General features: G+C 62.5%; 15 protein-coding genes. 6 read left to right on the forward strand and 9 right to left on the reverse strand.

What is annotated here, in order from left to right; genetic code table 11:
* Nucleotides 1–40: 40 nt before the first annotated feature.
* Entirely contained in the window at nt 41–1,012 is a 972-nt protein-coding gene (gene cyoA / locus AC0GUR_RS15650; protein WP_472878428.1) for a ubiquinol oxidase subunit II, read from the reverse strand.
* A gap of 89 nt (nt 1,013–1,101) precedes the next feature.
* On the opposite strand from cyoA, the gene AC0GUR_RS15655 reads away from it, so the two are divergent.
* Complete coding sequence (locus AC0GUR_RS15655) at nt 1,102–2,433, forward strand: MFS transporter (RefSeq protein WP_472878429.1); 1,332 nt, start codon at nt 1,102–1,104, stop codon at nt 2,431–2,433.
* A 3-nt stretch (nt 2,434–2,436) separates the two neighbouring features.
* Here AC0GUR_RS15655 and AC0GUR_RS15660 read toward each other — a convergent pair whose 3' ends face one another.
* The 3 genes from AC0GUR_RS15660 to AC0GUR_RS15670 all read right to left on the reverse strand — a co-directional run bounded on the left by AC0GUR_RS15660 (nt 2,437) and on the right by AC0GUR_RS15670 (nt 5,511).
* Nucleotides 2,437–4,614, reverse strand: coding sequence for a sensor domain-containing diguanylate cyclase (locus AC0GUR_RS15660; RefSeq protein WP_472878430.1), 2,178 nt, complete (start codon nt 4,612–4,614; stop codon nt 2,437–2,439).
* 98 nt (nt 4,615–4,712) lie between these two features.
* Nucleotides 4,713–5,018 carry a DUF1272 domain-containing protein gene (locus AC0GUR_RS15665; RefSeq protein WP_472878431.1) on the reverse strand — a complete coding sequence of 102 codons (306 nt, stop codon included), beginning with the start codon at nt 5,016–5,018 and terminating at the stop codon, nt 4,713–4,715.
* A gap of 100 nt (nt 5,019–5,118) precedes the next feature.
* Nucleotides 5,119–5,511 (reverse strand): rhodanese-like domain-containing protein, encoded by a 393-nt coding sequence (locus tag AC0GUR_RS15670; protein ID WP_472878432.1) that lies wholly within the window; start codon nt 5,509–5,511, stop codon nt 5,119–5,121.
* Between the two features lie 78 nt (nt 5,512–5,589).
* Between AC0GUR_RS15670 and ftrA the strand changes: the two genes are divergently transcribed.
* The 4 genes from ftrA (at nt 5,590) to AC0GUR_RS15690 (ending at nt 10,324) form a co-directional block, all read left to right on the forward strand.
* The gene (ftrA, locus tag AC0GUR_RS15675; RefSeq protein WP_472878433.1) at nt 5,590–6,579 is read left to right on the forward strand and encodes a transcriptional regulator FtrA; all 990 of its coding nucleotides are present in this window, start codon (nt 5,590–5,592) and stop codon (nt 6,577–6,579) included.
* Between the two features lie 98 nt (nt 6,580–6,677).
* Entirely contained in the window at nt 6,678–7,535 is an 858-nt protein-coding gene (locus AC0GUR_RS15680; RefSeq protein ID WP_472878434.1) for an EamA/RhaT family transporter, read from the forward strand.
* 717 nt (nt 7,536–8,252) lie between these two features.
* Nucleotides 8,253–9,857, forward strand: a complete 1,605-nt coding sequence (locus tag AC0GUR_RS15685) for a S10 family peptidase (RefSeq protein WP_472878435.1) — start codon at nt 8,253–8,255, stop codon at nt 9,855–9,857.
* Between the two features lie 92 nt (nt 9,858–9,949).
* Nucleotides 9,950–10,324 (forward strand): SnoaL-like domain-containing protein, encoded by a 375-nt coding sequence (locus AC0GUR_RS15690; protein WP_472878436.1) that lies wholly within the window; start codon nt 9,950–9,952, stop codon nt 10,322–10,324.
* Between the two features lie 199 nt (nt 10,325–10,523).
* On the opposite strand, the gene rpoD is transcribed toward AC0GUR_RS15690, so the two are convergent.
* From rpoD to dtd, 3 genes are read right to left on the reverse strand one after another with little or no spacing between them, the layout of a single operon-like run.
* Nucleotides 10,524–12,386 carry an RNA polymerase sigma factor RpoD gene (rpoD, locus tag AC0GUR_RS15695; protein ID WP_472878437.1) on the reverse strand — a complete coding sequence of 621 codons (1,863 nt, stop codon included), beginning with the start codon at nt 12,384–12,386 and terminating at the stop codon, nt 10,524–10,526.
* Nucleotides 12,379–12,555 (reverse strand): hypothetical protein, encoded by a 177-nt coding sequence (locus AC0GUR_RS15700; protein WP_472878438.1) that lies wholly within the window; start codon nt 12,553–12,555, stop codon nt 12,379–12,381. Before AC0GUR_RS15700 ends, rpoD begins: the two co-directional genes overlap by 8 nt.
* Nucleotides 12,552–12,992 (reverse strand): D-aminoacyl-tRNA deacylase, encoded by a 441-nt coding sequence (dtd, locus tag AC0GUR_RS15705; RefSeq protein ID WP_472878439.1) that lies wholly within the window; start codon nt 12,990–12,992, stop codon nt 12,552–12,554. The genes AC0GUR_RS15700 and dtd overlap by 4 nt, the downstream gene beginning before the upstream one ends.
* 136 nt (nt 12,993–13,128) lie before the next feature.
* On the opposite strand from dtd, the gene AC0GUR_RS15710 reads away from it, so the two are divergent.
* Entirely contained in the window at nt 13,129–14,025 is an 897-nt protein-coding gene (locus AC0GUR_RS15710; RefSeq protein WP_472878440.1) for an LpxL/LpxP family acyltransferase, read from the forward strand.
* 71 nt (nt 14,026–14,096) lie between these two features.
* On the opposite strand, the gene AC0GUR_RS15715 is transcribed toward AC0GUR_RS15710, so the two are convergent.
* Both AC0GUR_RS15715 and AC0GUR_RS15720 read right to left on the reverse strand, forming a co-directional pair.
* Nucleotides 14,097–14,420 carry a tetratricopeptide repeat protein gene (locus tag AC0GUR_RS15715; RefSeq protein WP_472878441.1) on the reverse strand — a complete coding sequence of 108 codons (324 nt, stop codon included), beginning with the start codon at nt 14,418–14,420 and terminating at the stop codon, nt 14,097–14,099.
* Entirely contained in the window at nt 14,417–16,123 is a 1,707-nt protein-coding gene (locus tag AC0GUR_RS15720) for an ArnT family glycosyltransferase (protein WP_472878442.1), read from the reverse strand. The genes AC0GUR_RS15715 and AC0GUR_RS15720 overlap by 4 nt, the downstream gene beginning before the upstream one ends.
* Between the last annotated feature and the right edge of the window lie 39 nt (nt 16,124–16,162).

The raw sequence follows: 16,162 nt of genomic DNA on the forward strand, positions 1-16,162 counted from the left end.
CAGGATGAGCGAGCATCGTGGACACCACCGGAGTGTGAGATCAATCGGAGTGGGGTTGCGGTTTGGACATATCGGCCACGCCTGCCTGGCCGTTGCTCATAGGCATGTTGCTGGATTCATGTGGACTCAGATCCACGCGCGTCATGCATGAACGGCTTTCCGGGTCGACGCAACGCGTAAGGATGGCGCGATATAGCCCGGGTTCCACCGTGGCGAAGTAAGTCACCGGCACGTTCTCACTGGGCTGTGCCAGCTTCACATAGGCATCACGGCTGAGGTCGCTGCCACTGGCCTTGGCTTTCTGCACCCATTGCGCGAACGCGTCCTCGCTCACGCCATGGAACTGGAAGTGCATGCCGGAGAAACCGTTGCCGCTGTAGTTGGCAGAAAAGCCCCGGTACTCACCGGGCGCGTTGATCACCGCCTGCAGTTGGGTTTCCATGCCGGGCATCGCATAGATCTGCCCAGCCAGCGCGGGGATGAAGAACGAATTCATCACCGAGGTGGCCGTAATCTTGAAACGTATGGGCCGATCCACCGGAGCGGCCATTTCGTTCACGGTGGCAATGCCTTGCTCGGGGTATATGAACAACCACTTCCAGTCGAGCGCCACCACGTTGACCGTCAGCGGCTTTGCATCAGCGGGCACCGGACGATTGACGGCAAGGCGATCGAGTGGGCGATAGGGGTCGAGCTTGTGCGTGCTCACCCAGGTGACGGCGCCGAGTGCGATGATGATCAGCAGCGGAGCGGACCAGATCAGCAGTTCCAGCACGGTGGAATGATCCCAGTCGGGATCGTAAGTGGCTTTCTTGTTGGATGCGCGGTAGTGCCAGGCGAACAACAGTGTCAGCGCGATCACCGGAACGATGATGAGCAGCATGAGCACCGTCGATGTAATGATGAGGTTGCGCTGTTGCAGCGCCAGGTCGCCCGAAGGCGCCATGAGCACGGTCTGGCAGCCTGCGAGCAGGCCGGTGGCTGTGATGAGCAGTCCGCGGAAACCCTTCATAGACGTGTCCGACGACGCTTTGTGTGATGGAAAACGTTCCGCCGTTCGGCGCGCGGCTGGCACATCCTCCCTCTTTCCGAGTAACGGCTATGTCAAGCACCTACCCTGAGCGTGGTGACGCGACGAACACCACACCGGAGCACATCAGCCGCCTGCATGCCCGTGCGAAAGTGGCGCCGGGCGAGATCGCCATCGGCGTCATCATCGGCCGCATGTCCGAATACTTCGACTTTTTCGTGTTCGGCATCTCGTGCGTGCTGGTGTTTCCTTCCGAAGTGTTTCCGTTTGCCAGCCTGCTGAATGGCATTCTTTACTCTTTCACGATCTTTTCACTGGCCTTCATCGCGCGCCCGTTTGGCACCGCCCTGTTCATGAGCTTCCAGCGGCGCTGGAGTCGCGGCACCAAGCTCACCATTGCACTGTTTTTGCTCGGGACCTCCACGGCGGGCATGGCCTTCCTGCCCAGCTATGTGGATGCCGGCACGTGGTCGATTGGGCTGCTGGTGCTGTTCCGCATCCTGCAGGGCATTGCCTTTGGTGGTTCCTGGGATGGCCTGCCTTCGCTGCTGGCGCTCAACACGCCGCCGCAGCGCCGCGGCTGGTACGCGATGCTGGGTCAGTTGAGTGCGCCGATCGGATTCATGGTGGCAGCGGCGCTGTTTCTGTTCCTGTACACCAACCTCAATCAGGAAGATTTTATCGATTGGGGCTGGCGCTATCCGTTCTTCGTCGCGCTCGCTATCAATGTGGTGGCTCTGTTTGCGCGCCTTCGCCTGGTGGTAACCGAGGAATACACCGTGGCGATGGAGGAGCGCGAGCTGGAGCCGATCGGCATCCTCGAGCTGCTGCGCACCCAGGGCTACAACATCTTCATTGGCGCGTTCGCCGCGCTGGCCAGCTATGCGCTGTTCCATCTGGTGACGATCTTTCCGCTGTCGTGGATCGTGCTGGGCTCTCCACATTCGGTTGCCGAGGTGTTGGTGTACGAGATCATCGGCGCGTTCGCCTGCATCCTCGGCATGATCGTGTCTGGTTTGCTGGCGGACCGCATTGGCCGGCGCACGACCTTGGGCTTGATGGCGGCGCTGATCGGCGTGTTCGCACTCATCACGCCCTGGTTGCTGGGTGGAGGCAGGGTCGGCCAGGCCGCTTTCATCATCCTTGGCTTTGCTGGACTGGGCCTGTCTTACGGTCAGGCCGCGGGCAGCGTAACCGCGAACTTTGAAATGCGGCTGCGCTATGCAGGCGCGGCATTCACTACGGACTTTGCCTGGTTGATAGGCGCCGCTTTTGCGCCACTGGTTGCGCTGGGGCTTTCGACGCGCTTTGGGCTGGTGGCAGTCAGCGCCTATCTGCTGTCGGGTGTGGTGTGCACGCTGGTGGCGCTGCGTGTGAACAAGGCGCTGGCGGCTCGCGAGTAACGTTCAGACACCATGGCTGGTGACGCGGTAGCAGGCGCGGCCGGCTTCCTTGGCCTGGTAGAGCGCCTCGTCCGCGCGCTGCGCTAGCGCGTCGGCGGTGGCGACATCACGGCACAGCGCAGCGCCGATGCTCAGTGACACTTTGATATCCGTGGTGCCAATAAATACTGGTAGCAGCATCGCATCCGTGATCTTCTGAGCCAGCTGATGGGCGGTGGCAATGTCATCGATGTCGTAGCACAGCACCACAAACTCATCGCCGCCCACACGGGCGAGCAGGTCGGACTTGCGGATGTTCGCCTTGAGCCGGTTGGCAATCTCGCTCAGGGCCATGTCACCCGCAGCATGGCCATAGGTGTCGTTGATGTGTTTGAAGTAGTCGACGTCGATCATCATCAGCAGCAATGGCTCATGGGTCGTAGCCGCATGCTGCACAGCGAGGCCAATGCCCTCGCGGAATGAAAGTCGGTTGGCGATGCCGGTAAGCGCGTCGTGGTGGGCGAGAAAATCCAGCTGCTGTTCCGCCTGCTTGATGGCGGTGATCTCGGTGGTCAGGGTATAGAAGCCGGTGGACGTTCCATCGGCGGCGATCGCCGGCACATAGTTCGCTTGAAAGTAGCGGGTGCGGTCGCCCCGATGCACTTCGTACTCGAAGGCGGCGGCGGTGCCGCTCAGGGCCTGCTCAATGTGGGGTCGGAGTGAAGCGTAGAGCAAGGGACCTCGCAGCTCCTCGACGGTACGCCCAATGCTGCATGCCGCCTCGGAGCCAATCACTTCCGAGGCATAGGCATTGACGAAGGTGTAGCGCTGCTCGGTGTCGACATGGGCGATCACGGCCGGCACGTTGTCAGCGATCGTACGCAGACGCTTTTCGCTATCGGCCAGCGCTTCTTCGGCAAGCACCCTCTCGGTTATGTCGCGACCGGAGTAGACAATTTCCGTCTCGCCGTGGTGATCCGGGCTGGGTGCCAGCCTGCCGAGTGCCTCCACCCACAGGTAGCCGCCCTCGCGGTTGCGTACGCGATAGCGCGTCATGGAGGCTTCGCCGGTTTCCCGCAGCCGCGCAACCACGTTCGCGACGTGCTCCCGATCATCCGGGTGAATCAGCTCAGTGCCTTGGGCGGCGAATTCCTCCGGGCTCCATCCCAGTGTTTCCTTGACCGACGGAGAGACGTAGCGTCGGGTGCCATCACTGGCCATGCGCACAATGATGTCGCTCGCATAGTCCGCGAGCAGTCGATAGAGGTTTTCGTTCTCGGCGACGCGTCTGGCGAGTCGTTGCCGGTCGGCAAGTGCCAACGCCACGGGTACCGCGACCAGGCACACCACGCCCAGATAGAGCTGGGCGATCAATGCACGCTCTGCTGGGTTCTGGGTGGGAATAAGCGTGAAAGGCCCCTGGCCCAGGGCTGAGCACACATTGGTTATCAGGGCGATCAGGGTCACGCCGATCACCAGCCCCGGAAAGCGATAGCGAAATACCAGGTACAGCAACGGCGCGAACACGACGAACAGCAACGGATAGCGCGTTTGTGCGAATGCCGCGATGGTGATGGCGGTCAGCAATACGACATCGCGCAGCATGTGCCAGCGCTCGCCACGCACGCCAAGCATGCGGCCACGTTCGCGAAACGCCACCAGCGTGAGCATGCCGGTGATCACCATGCCGAGCAGATGGGCGCGGAACCACTCATCAGCGGTGCCGAGATAGGCGCCGCTCGGAATGGTTCTCTGCACAACGCCGGCAAGCAAGGTGGACGCGATGCAGCCTGCCAGCGCTGCACTGATGGCGATGCGGCCGAACCGGAGGTAGCCGCTCTGCTGCCCGGTAATGACCGGAAAGTAGTGATGGATGATGCCCGCCACGACCAGGATCTCCGCCAGCTCCACCGGCACCATGAGCACGTGGCTGCCAAACAGTGCTCCGAACACGAGCGCCTGCCCGACCAGCAAGGCCGCAATCGTGACCGTGATGAGGGTGGGCCAGTAGCGTCGAGGCACCGACAGCAACACGCCGGCCGCGATGCCATTGGCGGTCCAGATCGAGGCCATGGAACCACCGCGCAACGCCAGCAGCAGCGAACAGGAAACCGAGGCAAGAAGCACCAGGAATAAAGCCGCCGATCCGCCCAGCAGGAGCAGTCGTTCGCGGCTCGTTTGGCGTGGAGCTTGTGTGGCCATGCTTCGGAGCGCTGAGGCCGGTAGCGGTATGGGAGGCGCCATCTTTAGGACGGCGCGCGTCAAGGCGCCGTCGTGATGACGGCGCCTTGATGAACCAGTTAGCGCTGTTCCGGTGGAAGCCCTTCCAGTCGTGCCACAAGTGCGGCGTGCTCAGCCAGGTTTACTGGCTTGAACGTGACGTGCTGGGTCCCGGGGTGGCTGCTCAACGAAAGGCCTTGCTTCCACGCGTGCGCCGGGCGGATCGGCCGCGGTGCGAAACCGCCACCACAGTTGGGGCACACGTTCTGCAGCAATGCCACGCAATCGCGACAGAAGGTGCATTCATACGTACAGATCATCGCCTCGGTCGAGGCGGGCGGCAGTGCCTTGTTGCAATGCTCGCAGGTCGGACGAAGTTCCAGCATGCAGCCTCCGGCTTGGGTGGGCGCGATGATAGATCAGGACAGCTCAAGCGGCAGGAGGCAGTGCCACTTGGCCTTCTTCTTCACGCCGAGCTGGCGATGGTCAGCGTTCCAGGCCGAAGCCTTCGTCGATCCAGCCGGTGAGGCCCCCGATCATCTCCTTCACCGGGCGGCCGAGCTGCGCCAACTTCACTGCAGCCTTGTTGGCGCCGTTGCAGTGTGGGCCGGCGCAATAGACCACGAATAGGGTGTCTGCCGGGTAATCGGCGAGCCGTTGCTCGCTGATCGTGCGGGTGGGCAGATTGATGGCGCCCGGTACATGGCCAGCGGCAAAGAGCGTGGGTGTGCGCACGTCGAGCAACACGAAGTCCTTGGTCTCGTGGTTCGTCGCGTAAAAAATGTCCGCGCAGTCAGTCTCGAAACCCAGGCGAGCCTGGAAGTGCGCAAGGGCATCGGTGCTGGCGGCGGCGGGGAAGCGCTGGACGACACTGCTCATGTTGGACTCCGTTGTGGATGACGGCGCCAGTATCGGCACTGGCGTCCGCCACCGACATTGGCAAGAATGCCATTCACCATGAAAAATCCGCCAAAGCGATCCAGGCGCCCGTCCAAGCCCGCCAACCGCCAGGTAGCGGTGCTGGTGTATGACGGGCTGTGCACGTTCGAATTCGGTATCGCGGTGGAGATGTTCGGCCTGCAACGGCCGGAACTGGCCGACTGGTACCAGTTTGGCCTGTGCGCCGTGGACGATGGGCCGATGCGCGCCGCGGGCGGCATGCGCGTGCTGGCTGATGGTGGCCTGGAGCGCCTTCAAGACGCCGGCACGGTGATCGTGCCCGGTTGGCGAGGCGTCGATGCGCAACCACCGGATGCCCTTCTGGATGCCCTGCGTCGAGCGTATGGCCGTGGAGCGCGCCTGCTGTCGTTCTGCTCCGGCGTATTCGTGCTGGCGGCGGCGGGACTGCTGGATGGCCGCCGCGCTACCACGCACTGGCGTTACGTCGATGCATTGGCGGAACGCTATCCGCGCATCCGCATCGAGCCCGATGTGCTGTACGTTGATGAAGGCAACCTGCTGACATCGGCTGGCAGTGCCGCGGCATTGGATCTTTCGTTGCACCTCATTCGCCGCGACTACGGCCCGGAAGTCGCCAACAGCGTGGCGCGTCGCGCCGTAGTGCCTGCCCACCGCGACGGCGGGCAGGCGCAGTTCATCCAGTCGCCGTTGCCCGAGCAGGGCGCCACCCTGGGCAAGTTGATTGAGTGGATGCGCCGACACCTTAACCAGCCACTGCCGTTGTCCCAGCTGGCCGAGCGTGCCCGTATGAGCGAGCGCACCTTGTTGCGGCGGTTTGAGGAGGCCACCGGTTGTTCACCCAAGCAATGGTTGACGCGCGAGCGCCTCGGCCGCGCCCGCGAGCTGCTGGAAGGCAGCGACATGGGTGTGGAACGCGTTGCGGAGGTGTGCGGTTTCGGCAGTGCGGATACCCTGCGCCACCATTTTCGGCACCATCTGCAATTGAGCCCGGCGCGTTATCGCGAACGTTTCACACACTCGACATAGTTTCCCTGGACTCTCGCCCTACCGCCAGAGCACGGCATGGAAACGGCAAGTCATCATGGGGCGCGAGCTCGCCCTGCCGCACTGCATAAGGATGCTTCATGATTTACGTGTTGATGGCTGTCGCATGCAGCGTGCTGGTATCGGTGCTGTTGAAGCTGGCGCGCAGGCTGTCCGTCGATATCGGACAGGCCGTTGCGTGGAACTACGTTGCGACCAGCGTGCTCACCTACGCCGTGTTTCATCCGTCCATGGACGTGCTGCAAAGCGCCCAAGCGCCCTGGCTGGGTTTCGTCGGCCTTGGATTGTTGCTACCCCTGATCTTCCTGGCGCTTGGTGCATCGGTACGCACCGCCGGCATCGTACGCACCGACGCAGCGCAACGGTTATCGTTGCTGATTTCCCTGCTCGCCGCGTTCATTCTCTTCGGTGAAAGCCTGAGTGCGTTCAAAGGGGCTGGCGTGGCATTGGGGCTGCTGGCGCTGTTGTGCATGGTGTGGCGCGTTGACCCGCGCGGCGCCGACAGCAACGAGCGGCCGTGGCTATGGCCCCTGGTTGTCTTCGCTGGCTTCGGCATCATCGATATTTTGTTCAAACGCGTAGCCCAGGCCGGCACGCCATTTGCCGCATCGTTGCAGGCGGCGTTTGCACTGGCGCTGGTGGTGTCGATAGCGCTGCTGCTATGGCGGCGCTGGCATGACCGCACCTTCTTCACCCTGCGCGATGCAGTGGCGGGCCTGCTGTTAGGCCTGGCCAACTTCGGCAACATCGTGTTCTACATACGCGGCCACCAGTCGTTGCCCGATCACCCGTCATTGGTGTTTGCCAGCATGAATCTGGGTGTGGTGGCATTGGGTGCGCTGGTCGGTACGGTCGCGTTTCGGGAGCGGTTGAGTGTGGTGAATGCGTTGGGGTTGTTGCTGGCGCTCGGGGCAATAGGGCTTATTGCCTGGGGCTAAAGAGCCGTCCTGATGAGCGCTGTCGCAAGATTGGCCCCTCACCCCAGCCCTCTCCTCGCTCCTCAAAGCCGCGGCCGTCCGTGGCCGCTCCCCGCGTGCCCCGTTGGGGAGAGGGGGAAGTGTGATGCAGCGCGAACTCCAGAACATGCATTGAAGCGAACGGCCGCTTTAAGTCCTCTTCGCTGTGGCGCGTTGCGGTTTAGCCGTACCGCCTGTCGGGCGATCGTGAAGTTCAGAGCTTCGTTAGCGCCAAGGCTTGTATTAGTCACGACGCTACGAGTACCCCGCTCTTGAGGCCGTTTTCTTCGGGTTACTTTTCTTTTGGGCCAGCAAAAGAAAAGTGACTCGAGCGTCCCACGGGGACTAGCTTTGCGTCGTAGGCGGCACGCCGGCGGAAACGCTGGACGAGAGCCGAGAGCAAAGTCACTGGATGACCAGCCATTCGGCTGTTGAAAAGCGCTTCCCGCCTTCGCGGGGATGACGGTGAGGGGGGTACACGCTCCCGCGAGGGCAAGTCTATTCGGGCCACCCATCGGGCGTCCTTTTCCCTTCGCGCTCGTACCGCTTACGCAGAGATGACGACTCAGATGAGGCAGCAGGCCAAAACGACCCAACCTCCCGAAAAGGTAAAACCTCACCCAATGACTTTTGGCGTATGAAACCCACCCACCTCGCTACCTAATCTGGACCTCTCATCCACCAACAGGTCCGCCACCCATGCGCAAGCTCCCCCTGGCCCTCGCCCTTGCCGCCGCGATGCTAGCCACCAGCACCTACGCCGCCGAAAAGAGCGACAAAGACCAGAAACCGGAAGACAAGCCAAGCGCCGCCCTGCTCAAGCCACAGACTTCGGAGACCTCCGGTACGGTGAAAGTCGAGGGCAAAAGCATCGACTACAAGGCGGTCGCCGGTACCCTGGTATTGCATGGCGACGGTGACAAAGAAGCCGAACCGCAGGTCAGCATGTTCTACACCGCGTACTTCAAGAAAGGCGTGGAGCCGGGCAAGCGCCCCATCACCTTCATCTATAACGGCGGCCCGGGTTCGGCAACGGTGTGGCTGCATATGGGTGCGTTCGGCCCCAAGCGCGTGGTGACCAGTGATGACTCGCACACGCCTGCCGCGCCCTATGGACTGGTCAACAACGACTACAGCCTGCTGGATGCGACCGACCTGGTGTTCATCGATGCGCCGGGTGCCGGCTTCAGCCGTCTGATTGCCGATGACGCCGACAAGGGCAAGCGCGAAGAGCTGATGAAGGAGCGCAAGAAGCAGATCTTCTCCGTCGACGGTGACGGCCATGCGTTTGCCAAATTCATCACGCAGTTCCTCTCCACCTACAACCGCTGGAACTCACCCAAGTATCTCTTCGGTGAGAGCTACGGCACCACGCGTTCGGCCGTGGTGGCGAACATCCTGGAGAACGAGAACGCCGTTGACCTCAATGGTGTGATCCTGCTGTCGCAGATTCTCAACTTCGACACCAGCATCGACGGTCCCGGCAACAATCCAGGCGTGGATCTGCCGTACATCGTCGGCTTGCCCACCTTCGCGGCCACTGCTTATTACCATCACCGGCTGCCCCAGCAACCGGCCGCGCTGGAACCGTTCCTGCGCGAAGTGGAGCGCTATGCCATCAACGAGTATGCATCAGCATTGATGCAAGGCTCGCAGCTCGACGAGGCACGCCGCCAGGCGGTAGCCCAGAAGTTGCACGAGTACACCGGGCTGCCCGTGGCGTATCTGCTCAAGGCTAACCTTCGCGTGGACGGCGGCATGTTTGAACACCAACTGCAGGCCGACGGTGACGTGACCACCGGGCGCCTGGATACGCGCTTCTCCGGGCCTTCGCTTGATCCGCTCAGCAAGGATTCCGAGTACGACCCGCAATCGTCCGCGATCAGCTCCGCCTACGTGGCCGCATTCAATGATTACGTACGGCGGCAGCTGAAGTTTGGCGACGGCCAGACCTATCGATTGTTTGCCGATATCGATAACTGGGATTTCGCGCACAAGGCACCGGGCAGCAAGGAAGCGCTGCAGCAATCCACCAATGTGATGCCCGATCTCGCCACTGCGATGAAGACCAACCCGAACCTGCGGGTATCGCTGCACGGCGGTTACTACGATCTTGCCACGCCGTATTACGCGGCCGACTACGAGATGCATCACATGCCGGTTCCGGCGGCACTGCAGAAAAACATTTCCTACGCGTGGTATCCCTCCGGCCACATGGTCTACGCGCACCAGGATTCGCTGAAGCGCCTGCATGACAACGTGGCGCACTTCATCGAGGACACTGACAACGTCAGCAAGCACTGAAGGTGCGAGGCGCAGCGGGCATTCGCTGCGCCTTCACGCTGGCCTTCGTCGAGTAGCGCTAGTCTCGAAAATCCCCCACCCGGAGTTGCCTCATGAGTACCGAAGCGATTGCCAAGCGTCTTGTTGCCATGTGCCGTCACGGTCAGTTCGAAGAAGCCCAGCATGAGCTGTACGCCAAGGATGCCGTGAGCATTGAGCCTGAAGCGGCGGCGAACGGGCCGTTGGGCAACGTCAAGGGCTTGGCCGAGATTTTGGAGAAGGGCAAACGCTTCCAGGCGAATGTGACGCAGATGCACAGCATGGAGGTGAGTGAACCCCTGATTGCTGGCAACTGGTTCACCGTGGTGATGACGATGGACGTGACCATGAAGGAGTACGGGCGCGTCAACATGACCGAGATCTGTGTGTACCAGGTGAAGGACGGCAAGATCGCGCTAGAGCAGTTCTTCTACGACATGGGCGGTTAATGGACTGAGCCCGGTTGTAGGAGCGCACTTGTGCGCGACCGCCAACTGGCAAAGTGCCTCACATCGGTCGTCGCGCGGGCCACAGTGTCACCGCGCTGTTCTCCTGTCGCGCACAAGTGCGCTCCTACAAGTGGTATTGCGGCCAATAAAAAGCCCCGCTTTCGCGGGGCTTTTTTTGTTGCTTGCGACTGCGTTGCGCTTAGTCGATGTCGAGGAACGAACGCAGCTGCTCCGAGCGGCTCGGGTGACGCAGCTTGCGCAGTGCCTTGGCTTCGATCTGACGGATGCGCTCGCGGGTGACGTCGAACTGCTTGCCGACTTCTTCCAGCGTGTGGTCCGTGTTCATGTCGATGCCGAAGCGCATGCGCAGCACCTTGGCTTCGCGCGGGGTGAGGCCGGCGAGCACGTCACGCACCGTTTCCATCAGGCCCGTTTCCGTGGCGGACTCGATCGGCGAGGCTGCGTTGGAATCCTCGATGAAGTCGCCAAGATGCGAATCTTCGTCGTCGCCGATGGGGGTTTCCATCGAGATCGGCTCCTTCGCGATCTTCAGCACCTTGCGGATCTTGTCCTCGGGCATGTCCATTTCTTTGGCCAGCTCTTCCGGCGTCGGCTCGCGACCGAACTGCTGAAGCATCTGGCGGGAAATGCGGTTCAACTTGTTGATCGTCTCGATCATGTGCACCGGGATACGGATGGTGCGCGCCTGGTCGGCAATCGAGCGGGTGATGGCCTGGCGGATCCACCACGTGGCGTACGTGGAGAACTTGTAGCCGCGGCGGTATTCGAACTTGTCCACCGCCTTCATCAGGCCGATGTTGCCTTCCTGGATGAGGTCGAGGAACTGCAGGCCGCGGTTGGTGTACTTCTTGGCGATGGAGATGACGAGACGCAGGTTGGCCTCGACCATTTCCTTCTTCGCGCGGCGGGCCTTGGCCTCACCGATCGACATCGTGCGGTTGATTTCCTTGATGTCGGTCAGCGGCAGGAACAGCTGGCGCTCGATAGAGGCGAGCTTGTCCTGCTCGGCGTCGATCGCTTCCTTGTACGGCTTGATGTTCGGCGACCACTTCTGGCGCTTGCGACCCAGCTCGTTGGCCCACTCGAGGTTGCCTTCGTTGCTCGGGAACGCCTTGAGGAACTCAGCCTTGGGCATCTTCACCTGCTTGACGAAGATGTCCATCAGGATGCGCTCGTGGTGACGGATGTCGTTGACCACGTCGCGCAGCTTGCGCACAAAGCCGTCGATCAGCGCGGACGGCAGCTTGAGCTTGAGGAATTCCTCAGCCATCTGGTCACGCAGCTTCACGACCTTCTTATCGTTGATGTCGGTGGCCTTGGGGGCCGACTTCTGGAACTTGCTGTAGTAGTCGCGCAGCAGCTCCATGCGGCGCTTGACCTCTTCCGGATCCGGACCGGTCGGGCCGGTTTCTTCTTCTTCGCCAGAGCCTTCTTCGCCTTCGTCCTCGTCGGTTTCGGCGTCGGAGTCGTCAACCTCGGCGTCGGCAGCGGCAGCCTGGGCCGCATCGGCAGCTTCTTCCAGATCGGCGAAGCCGGCCAGGATTTCGCTCAGGCGGCGCTTGCCGTCCAGGTGCTGGTCGTATTCCTCGAGCAGCAGCTCGATGGTCAGCGGGAAGCTGGCCAGGGCGGTCTGTACCTGGCCCAGGCCTTCTTCGATGCGCTTGGCGATGGCGATTTCGCCTTCGCGGGTCAGCAGCTCCACCGTGCCCATCTCACGCATGTACATGCGGACGGGATCGGTGGTGCGGCCCACTTCGGAGTCGACGGCCGACAGCAGCGCCACGGCTTCTTCCGCAGCAGCTTCGTCGTCGGTGGACGCGCCCGGGGCGTTGTCCGACAGCGGGTCGGAGTCCGGGGCGGCGTCGTGCACCTCGATGCCGACGCCCTTGAGCACCGCCATGATGTCTTCGATCTGCTCCGGATCGACGATGTCGTCGGGCAGGTGGTCGTTGATCTCGGCGTAAGTCAGGTAGCCCTGCTCCAGACCCTTGGAGATGAGCGCCTTGATTTCAGACTGTTGCTCAGGAGCTTTGCTATTCATACTTGCCGCCGCGGATGCAGGAACCGATCAGTATACCTATGTGATGCTTTTTTGACCAGTTTTCAAGGAAGAAAATTGGGATGGCTGACACGCAAAAATCGCGCCAAATAGGCATCTTTCGGTGGTTTTGTCGCAGAAAAGGCGAGTGTTCCGGGCCGATGACGGTCATGGCGTCTCCAGCCAGAAGGTGACTGGCCCATCGTTCACCAGATGTACCTGCATATGGGCGCCGAAGCGGCCAATTTCCACCCTGGGGTGTGCGGCGCGGGCCAGCTCGACCAGTCGATCGAACCAGCGCCGGCCCTCCTCGGGCGTCGCCGCACGAGTAAAACTGGGACGCATGCCGGATCGGGTGTCGGCGGCCAGGGTGAACTGGCTGACCAGCAACAATTCACCGCTGGTATCAGCCAGCGAGCGGTTCATGCGGCCTTCGTCGTCGGCGAACACGCGATAACCGAGCAGGCGTTCCAGCATGCGCTTGGTACGCGGCTCGTCGTCGCCAGGCTGTACGGCTACCAGCGCCAACAATCCGGGCCCGATCGAGCCCACCACGTTGTTTTCCACTTCGACACGGGCGGACTGGACGCGCTGGATCAGGGCAATCATGGGTGCTCGGGTGATGAGAGGTGGCCGAAGCTTAGGGGCTGCTCCTACCAGTCGGTAGCCTTGGAGTCAGAAACGTCGCAGGCGATGTGTCGTTTACCCGTGAACTGGCAACGCCGACGGGTACACTGCGTGGCCCATGCGACCTGACATTGCCCTTCTCTATTTCTTCCTGCGCCTGCTAGGCAAGCTGCCCTTGCGCACACTGCACGCCTTGGGTGCGGGCATTGGCCGCTTCTCGCTGTGGTGCCGCAGCGGCACGGCGCACAACACGTCAGTGAACCTCAGTATCGCCCGACCGGGGTTGGATCCTGCGGCCCACGCGACCCTGCTGCGCCAGGTGATGGAGGACAGCGGCAAGTCAGCCACCGAGATCGCCAAGATCTGGGGCAACGACGCCGAGCGCGCGCTGGATCTGGTGAAAGAGGTGCGTGGCGAAGCGTTGTTCGACGCGGCGCTGGCTTCCGGCAAGGGCGTGATCATCGCCGCGCCTCACCTCGGGTGTTGGGAGCTGCTCAACTACTGGCTGTGCCGCAAGACGCCGATGGCGATCCTCTATCGCCCGCCGCGTATTGCCGCGGTGGAAGGCCTGCTGCGCAAAGTGCGTGGTGCGCTGGCGCCGGAACAGGTGCGTGCCGAAGGCGCCGGTGTGCGCACGCTGTACAAGCGGCTGGCGGCCGGTGGCACGGTAGGCATCCTGCCTGACCAGAAGCCGCGCGCAGGCGAGGGAGAGGCCGCACCCTTCTTCGGTCGCGATGCCTTGACCATGGTGCTGCTGCCACGACTGGCCGCGCGTACGGGGGCAACGGTGTTGTTTGCGTTCGCAGAGCGCCTGCCCAAGGGCGAGGGGTATCGCATCCATCTGCTGCCGGCACCCGAAGGTCTAGCCGATGCCGATATCGCTGTGGGGTGCCGTGCGCTCAACAAGGGCGTCGAGAACTGCGTCGAGCAGGCTTTCACGCAGTACCAGTGGCACTACAAGCGCTTTTCGGCGGACACCTGGACCAGCCCGTACGACGCGAAGAGCGAGAAGTGAGTGAAGAGGAGTGAGAAGTGAGAGAAAGCGCGGAGTCGCCAGCTTTTCTCTCACTTCTCACTTCTCACTTCTCACTCCTGCTTTTCCGCTCTCCGCAGAAACACTGTCATTTCTTTTTCCGCCTGCTTGTCGCCGCGTGACTGCGCCACGGTGATGCCCTGGCGCCAGGCGTCGGCGGCGCCGGCTTTGTCATCGAGCGCAAGACACGCTTTGCCCAGCAGTTTCCACGCGGCGGAATAGTTGGGGTCGAACGCCACGGCCTGGCGGAATTCAGTCGCTGCCGCTGCCGCGTCGCCCGCCGTTAGCAGCGCATTACCCAGCGAAAACCGCAGCAGTGCCCCGTCGCGGGGGCCGCCGCATTGCGCACGCAGGTTGGCGATCAGGGCTTCGTTCATTGCAGGGCGCGGAAGCGCCACTCGTCGACCTGGTAGACGCGGGTCGGGTGCGGCGGCTCGGCAGGTACGCGGCCGGCGCGCAGATCGGCCAGCGATTTGGCCGGCCAGATCACCACCCAGGTGGAGCGGAACGGCTGCACCAGCAACGGGTAGCGCAGGTCGGTGGGTTCCAGTTTCTCCGGGCGTGCCACGATCAGGCCGTCCGGATGCTCCAGCGCGAACTGCTGTAGAGAGTCACCCTCGGACAGGCGCTGGATCGGGTGGGTGATTCGCCCTTCGAAATGGAACTGGCCTTCGTAATTGCCCATGTAGCCGATCGCCAGCCCGTCACGGTCAGCCGCACCCAGCAGGTGGGCGGAGGGGCGCAGGTCGAAGTTCTGCCACATGGTCAGGGTGAACAAGGTATTGAGCGCAAGCGTGCCGACAATGCCGGCAAAGGCCAGGCGACGGATCTCACCGCGCCCGCGCAGCAATAGCAGAGCGCCCAGCAGCACAAACACCACGCTGAAGAAGCGGCTGTAGCGCTGGGTGTTGTCGAACCATTCGCCATGCAGCTCGTTATGCGCCACCAGCATGGGCAGCACGAACAGGAACACGCCGAAAAGCATGCCGCCGATGCCCAGTGGCCAGGTGCCCAGCCACGGGTTGCTGGCCAACGCCGGACGTTGGTCGCGGAGCACGGCGACTGCGCCGGCGATCAGCAATGCAGCGCCAGCGTATTCGGGCAGCGGGTAATACAGCTGCTTACCGCTGATGAAGGAGAACACCACCATCACGGGGATCAGCCAGCACAGCGCAAAACGCAGGCCGGTATCCAGTGGACGGCGCAAGGTAATCAGTGCGGCCCAGGCGCGCGGCCAGCCGCTGAACGGGAACAGCAACCCCGGAATGACCGGCAGGTACCACCAGAACGGGCGGGCGTGGTCGAACGCATCCACCACGCGACCCGCTGTCTGCGTAAAGAACAGGCGCTGGCGGTAGGCCTCACCGCCGCTGAAGCCCGCCGGCAGTGCCCAGGCGAGCAGCATGGCGCCGCCCAGCAACATGGCGAGCACGCCGCGGCCATACCAGCGGACGCGGTTGTCGCGCGCCCAGTCGTTCCACAGCGGGCCCAGCAACCACGGGAAGGCGATGTGCAGAAACATCACCGGCCCCTTGGTGAGCAGGCCCAGGCCGATGCAGATGCCGACCAGCCACCAGCGCGGTTCGGCGCGATTAGCCCTGGGCGTCAGGGCCAGCAATGCCGCCAGCACCCAAACGGCGAGCAGCACTTCGTACATGATCTGCAGGCCGAACAGGAAGGCATAACCCAGCGCCAGCAAGATCCAGGGCGCGCCAGTGGCCACCCATGCCCGGTTGGGGAAAAGACGCCGCGCCAGCAGCGATACCAGCACCAGCTGGGTACCGCCGAAGATCACTTCGAGCACGCGCGGCCAGACGTCATTGACGCCAAACACGAACCAGCCGGCGTGGATCAGCCAGAACAGCAGGGGCACCTTTTCGCTGTACGGTGTGCCGTTGATATGCGGCACCAGCCAGTGCTGGTGATTCCACATTTCCCACGCCACCGCGAGGGTCCGCGTGGAGTACAGCGGCATCGGACCGTGCGAGAAAATCGCCAGCAAGGCGGCGGCTGCCCATAGCGGCAGCCAGGGCCAGAGGGAGCGCAGGTGTTCGGAGCGGCTGTAGCTGCTGGATGCCACGGGCAGTCTTCTTGGTAACGGTGAGACGATTCTAGCCCG

It is taken from the genome of Dyella sp. PARNA 12/25, assembly GCF_055702865.1.

What these genes read in the sequence shown, in the direction of transcription:
- cyoA (WP_472878428.1), bottom strand. Translation starts at nt 1,012, where the DNA reads ATGAAGGGTTTCCGCGGACTGCTCATCACAGCCACCGGCCTGCTCGCA.
- AC0GUR_RS15655 (WP_472878429.1), top strand. Translation starts at nt 1,102, where the DNA reads ATGTCAAGCACCTACCCTGAGCGTGGTGACGCGACGAACACCACACCG.
- AC0GUR_RS15660 (WP_472878430.1), bottom strand. Translation starts at nt 4,614, where the DNA reads ATGGCCACACAAGCTCCACGCCAAACGAGCCGCGAACGACTGCTCCTG.
- AC0GUR_RS15665 (WP_472878431.1), bottom strand. Translation starts at nt 5,018, where the DNA reads ATGCTGGAACTTCGTCCGACCTGCGAGCATTGCAACAAGGCACTGCCG.
- AC0GUR_RS15670 (WP_472878432.1), bottom strand. Translation starts at nt 5,511, where the DNA reads ATGAGCAGTGTCGTCCAGCGCTTCCCCGCCGCCGCCAGCACCGATGCC.
- ftrA (WP_472878433.1), top strand. Translation starts at nt 5,590, where the DNA reads ATGAAAAATCCGCCAAAGCGATCCAGGCGCCCGTCCAAGCCCGCCAAC.
- AC0GUR_RS15680 (WP_472878434.1), top strand. Translation starts at nt 6,678, where the DNA reads ATGATTTACGTGTTGATGGCTGTCGCATGCAGCGTGCTGGTATCGGTG.
- AC0GUR_RS15685 (WP_472878435.1), top strand. Translation starts at nt 8,253, where the DNA reads ATGCGCAAGCTCCCCCTGGCCCTCGCCCTTGCCGCCGCGATGCTAGCC.
- AC0GUR_RS15690 (WP_472878436.1), top strand. Translation starts at nt 9,950, where the DNA reads ATGAGTACCGAAGCGATTGCCAAGCGTCTTGTTGCCATGTGCCGTCAC.
- rpoD (WP_472878437.1), bottom strand. Translation starts at nt 12,386, where the DNA reads ATGAATAGCAAAGCTCCTGAGCAACAGTCTGAAATCAAGGCGCTCATC.
- AC0GUR_RS15700 (WP_472878438.1), bottom strand. Translation starts at nt 12,555, where the DNA reads ATGACCGTCATCGGCCCGGAACACTCGCCTTTTCTGCGACAAAACCAC.
- dtd (WP_472878439.1), bottom strand. Translation starts at nt 12,992, where the DNA reads ATGATTGCCCTGATCCAGCGCGTCCAGTCCGCCCGTGTCGAAGTGGAA.
- AC0GUR_RS15710 (WP_472878440.1), top strand. Translation starts at nt 13,129, where the DNA reads ATGCGACCTGACATTGCCCTTCTCTATTTCTTCCTGCGCCTGCTAGGC.
- AC0GUR_RS15715 (WP_472878441.1), bottom strand. Translation starts at nt 14,420, where the DNA reads ATGAACGAAGCCCTGATCGCCAACCTGCGTGCGCAATGCGGCGGCCCC.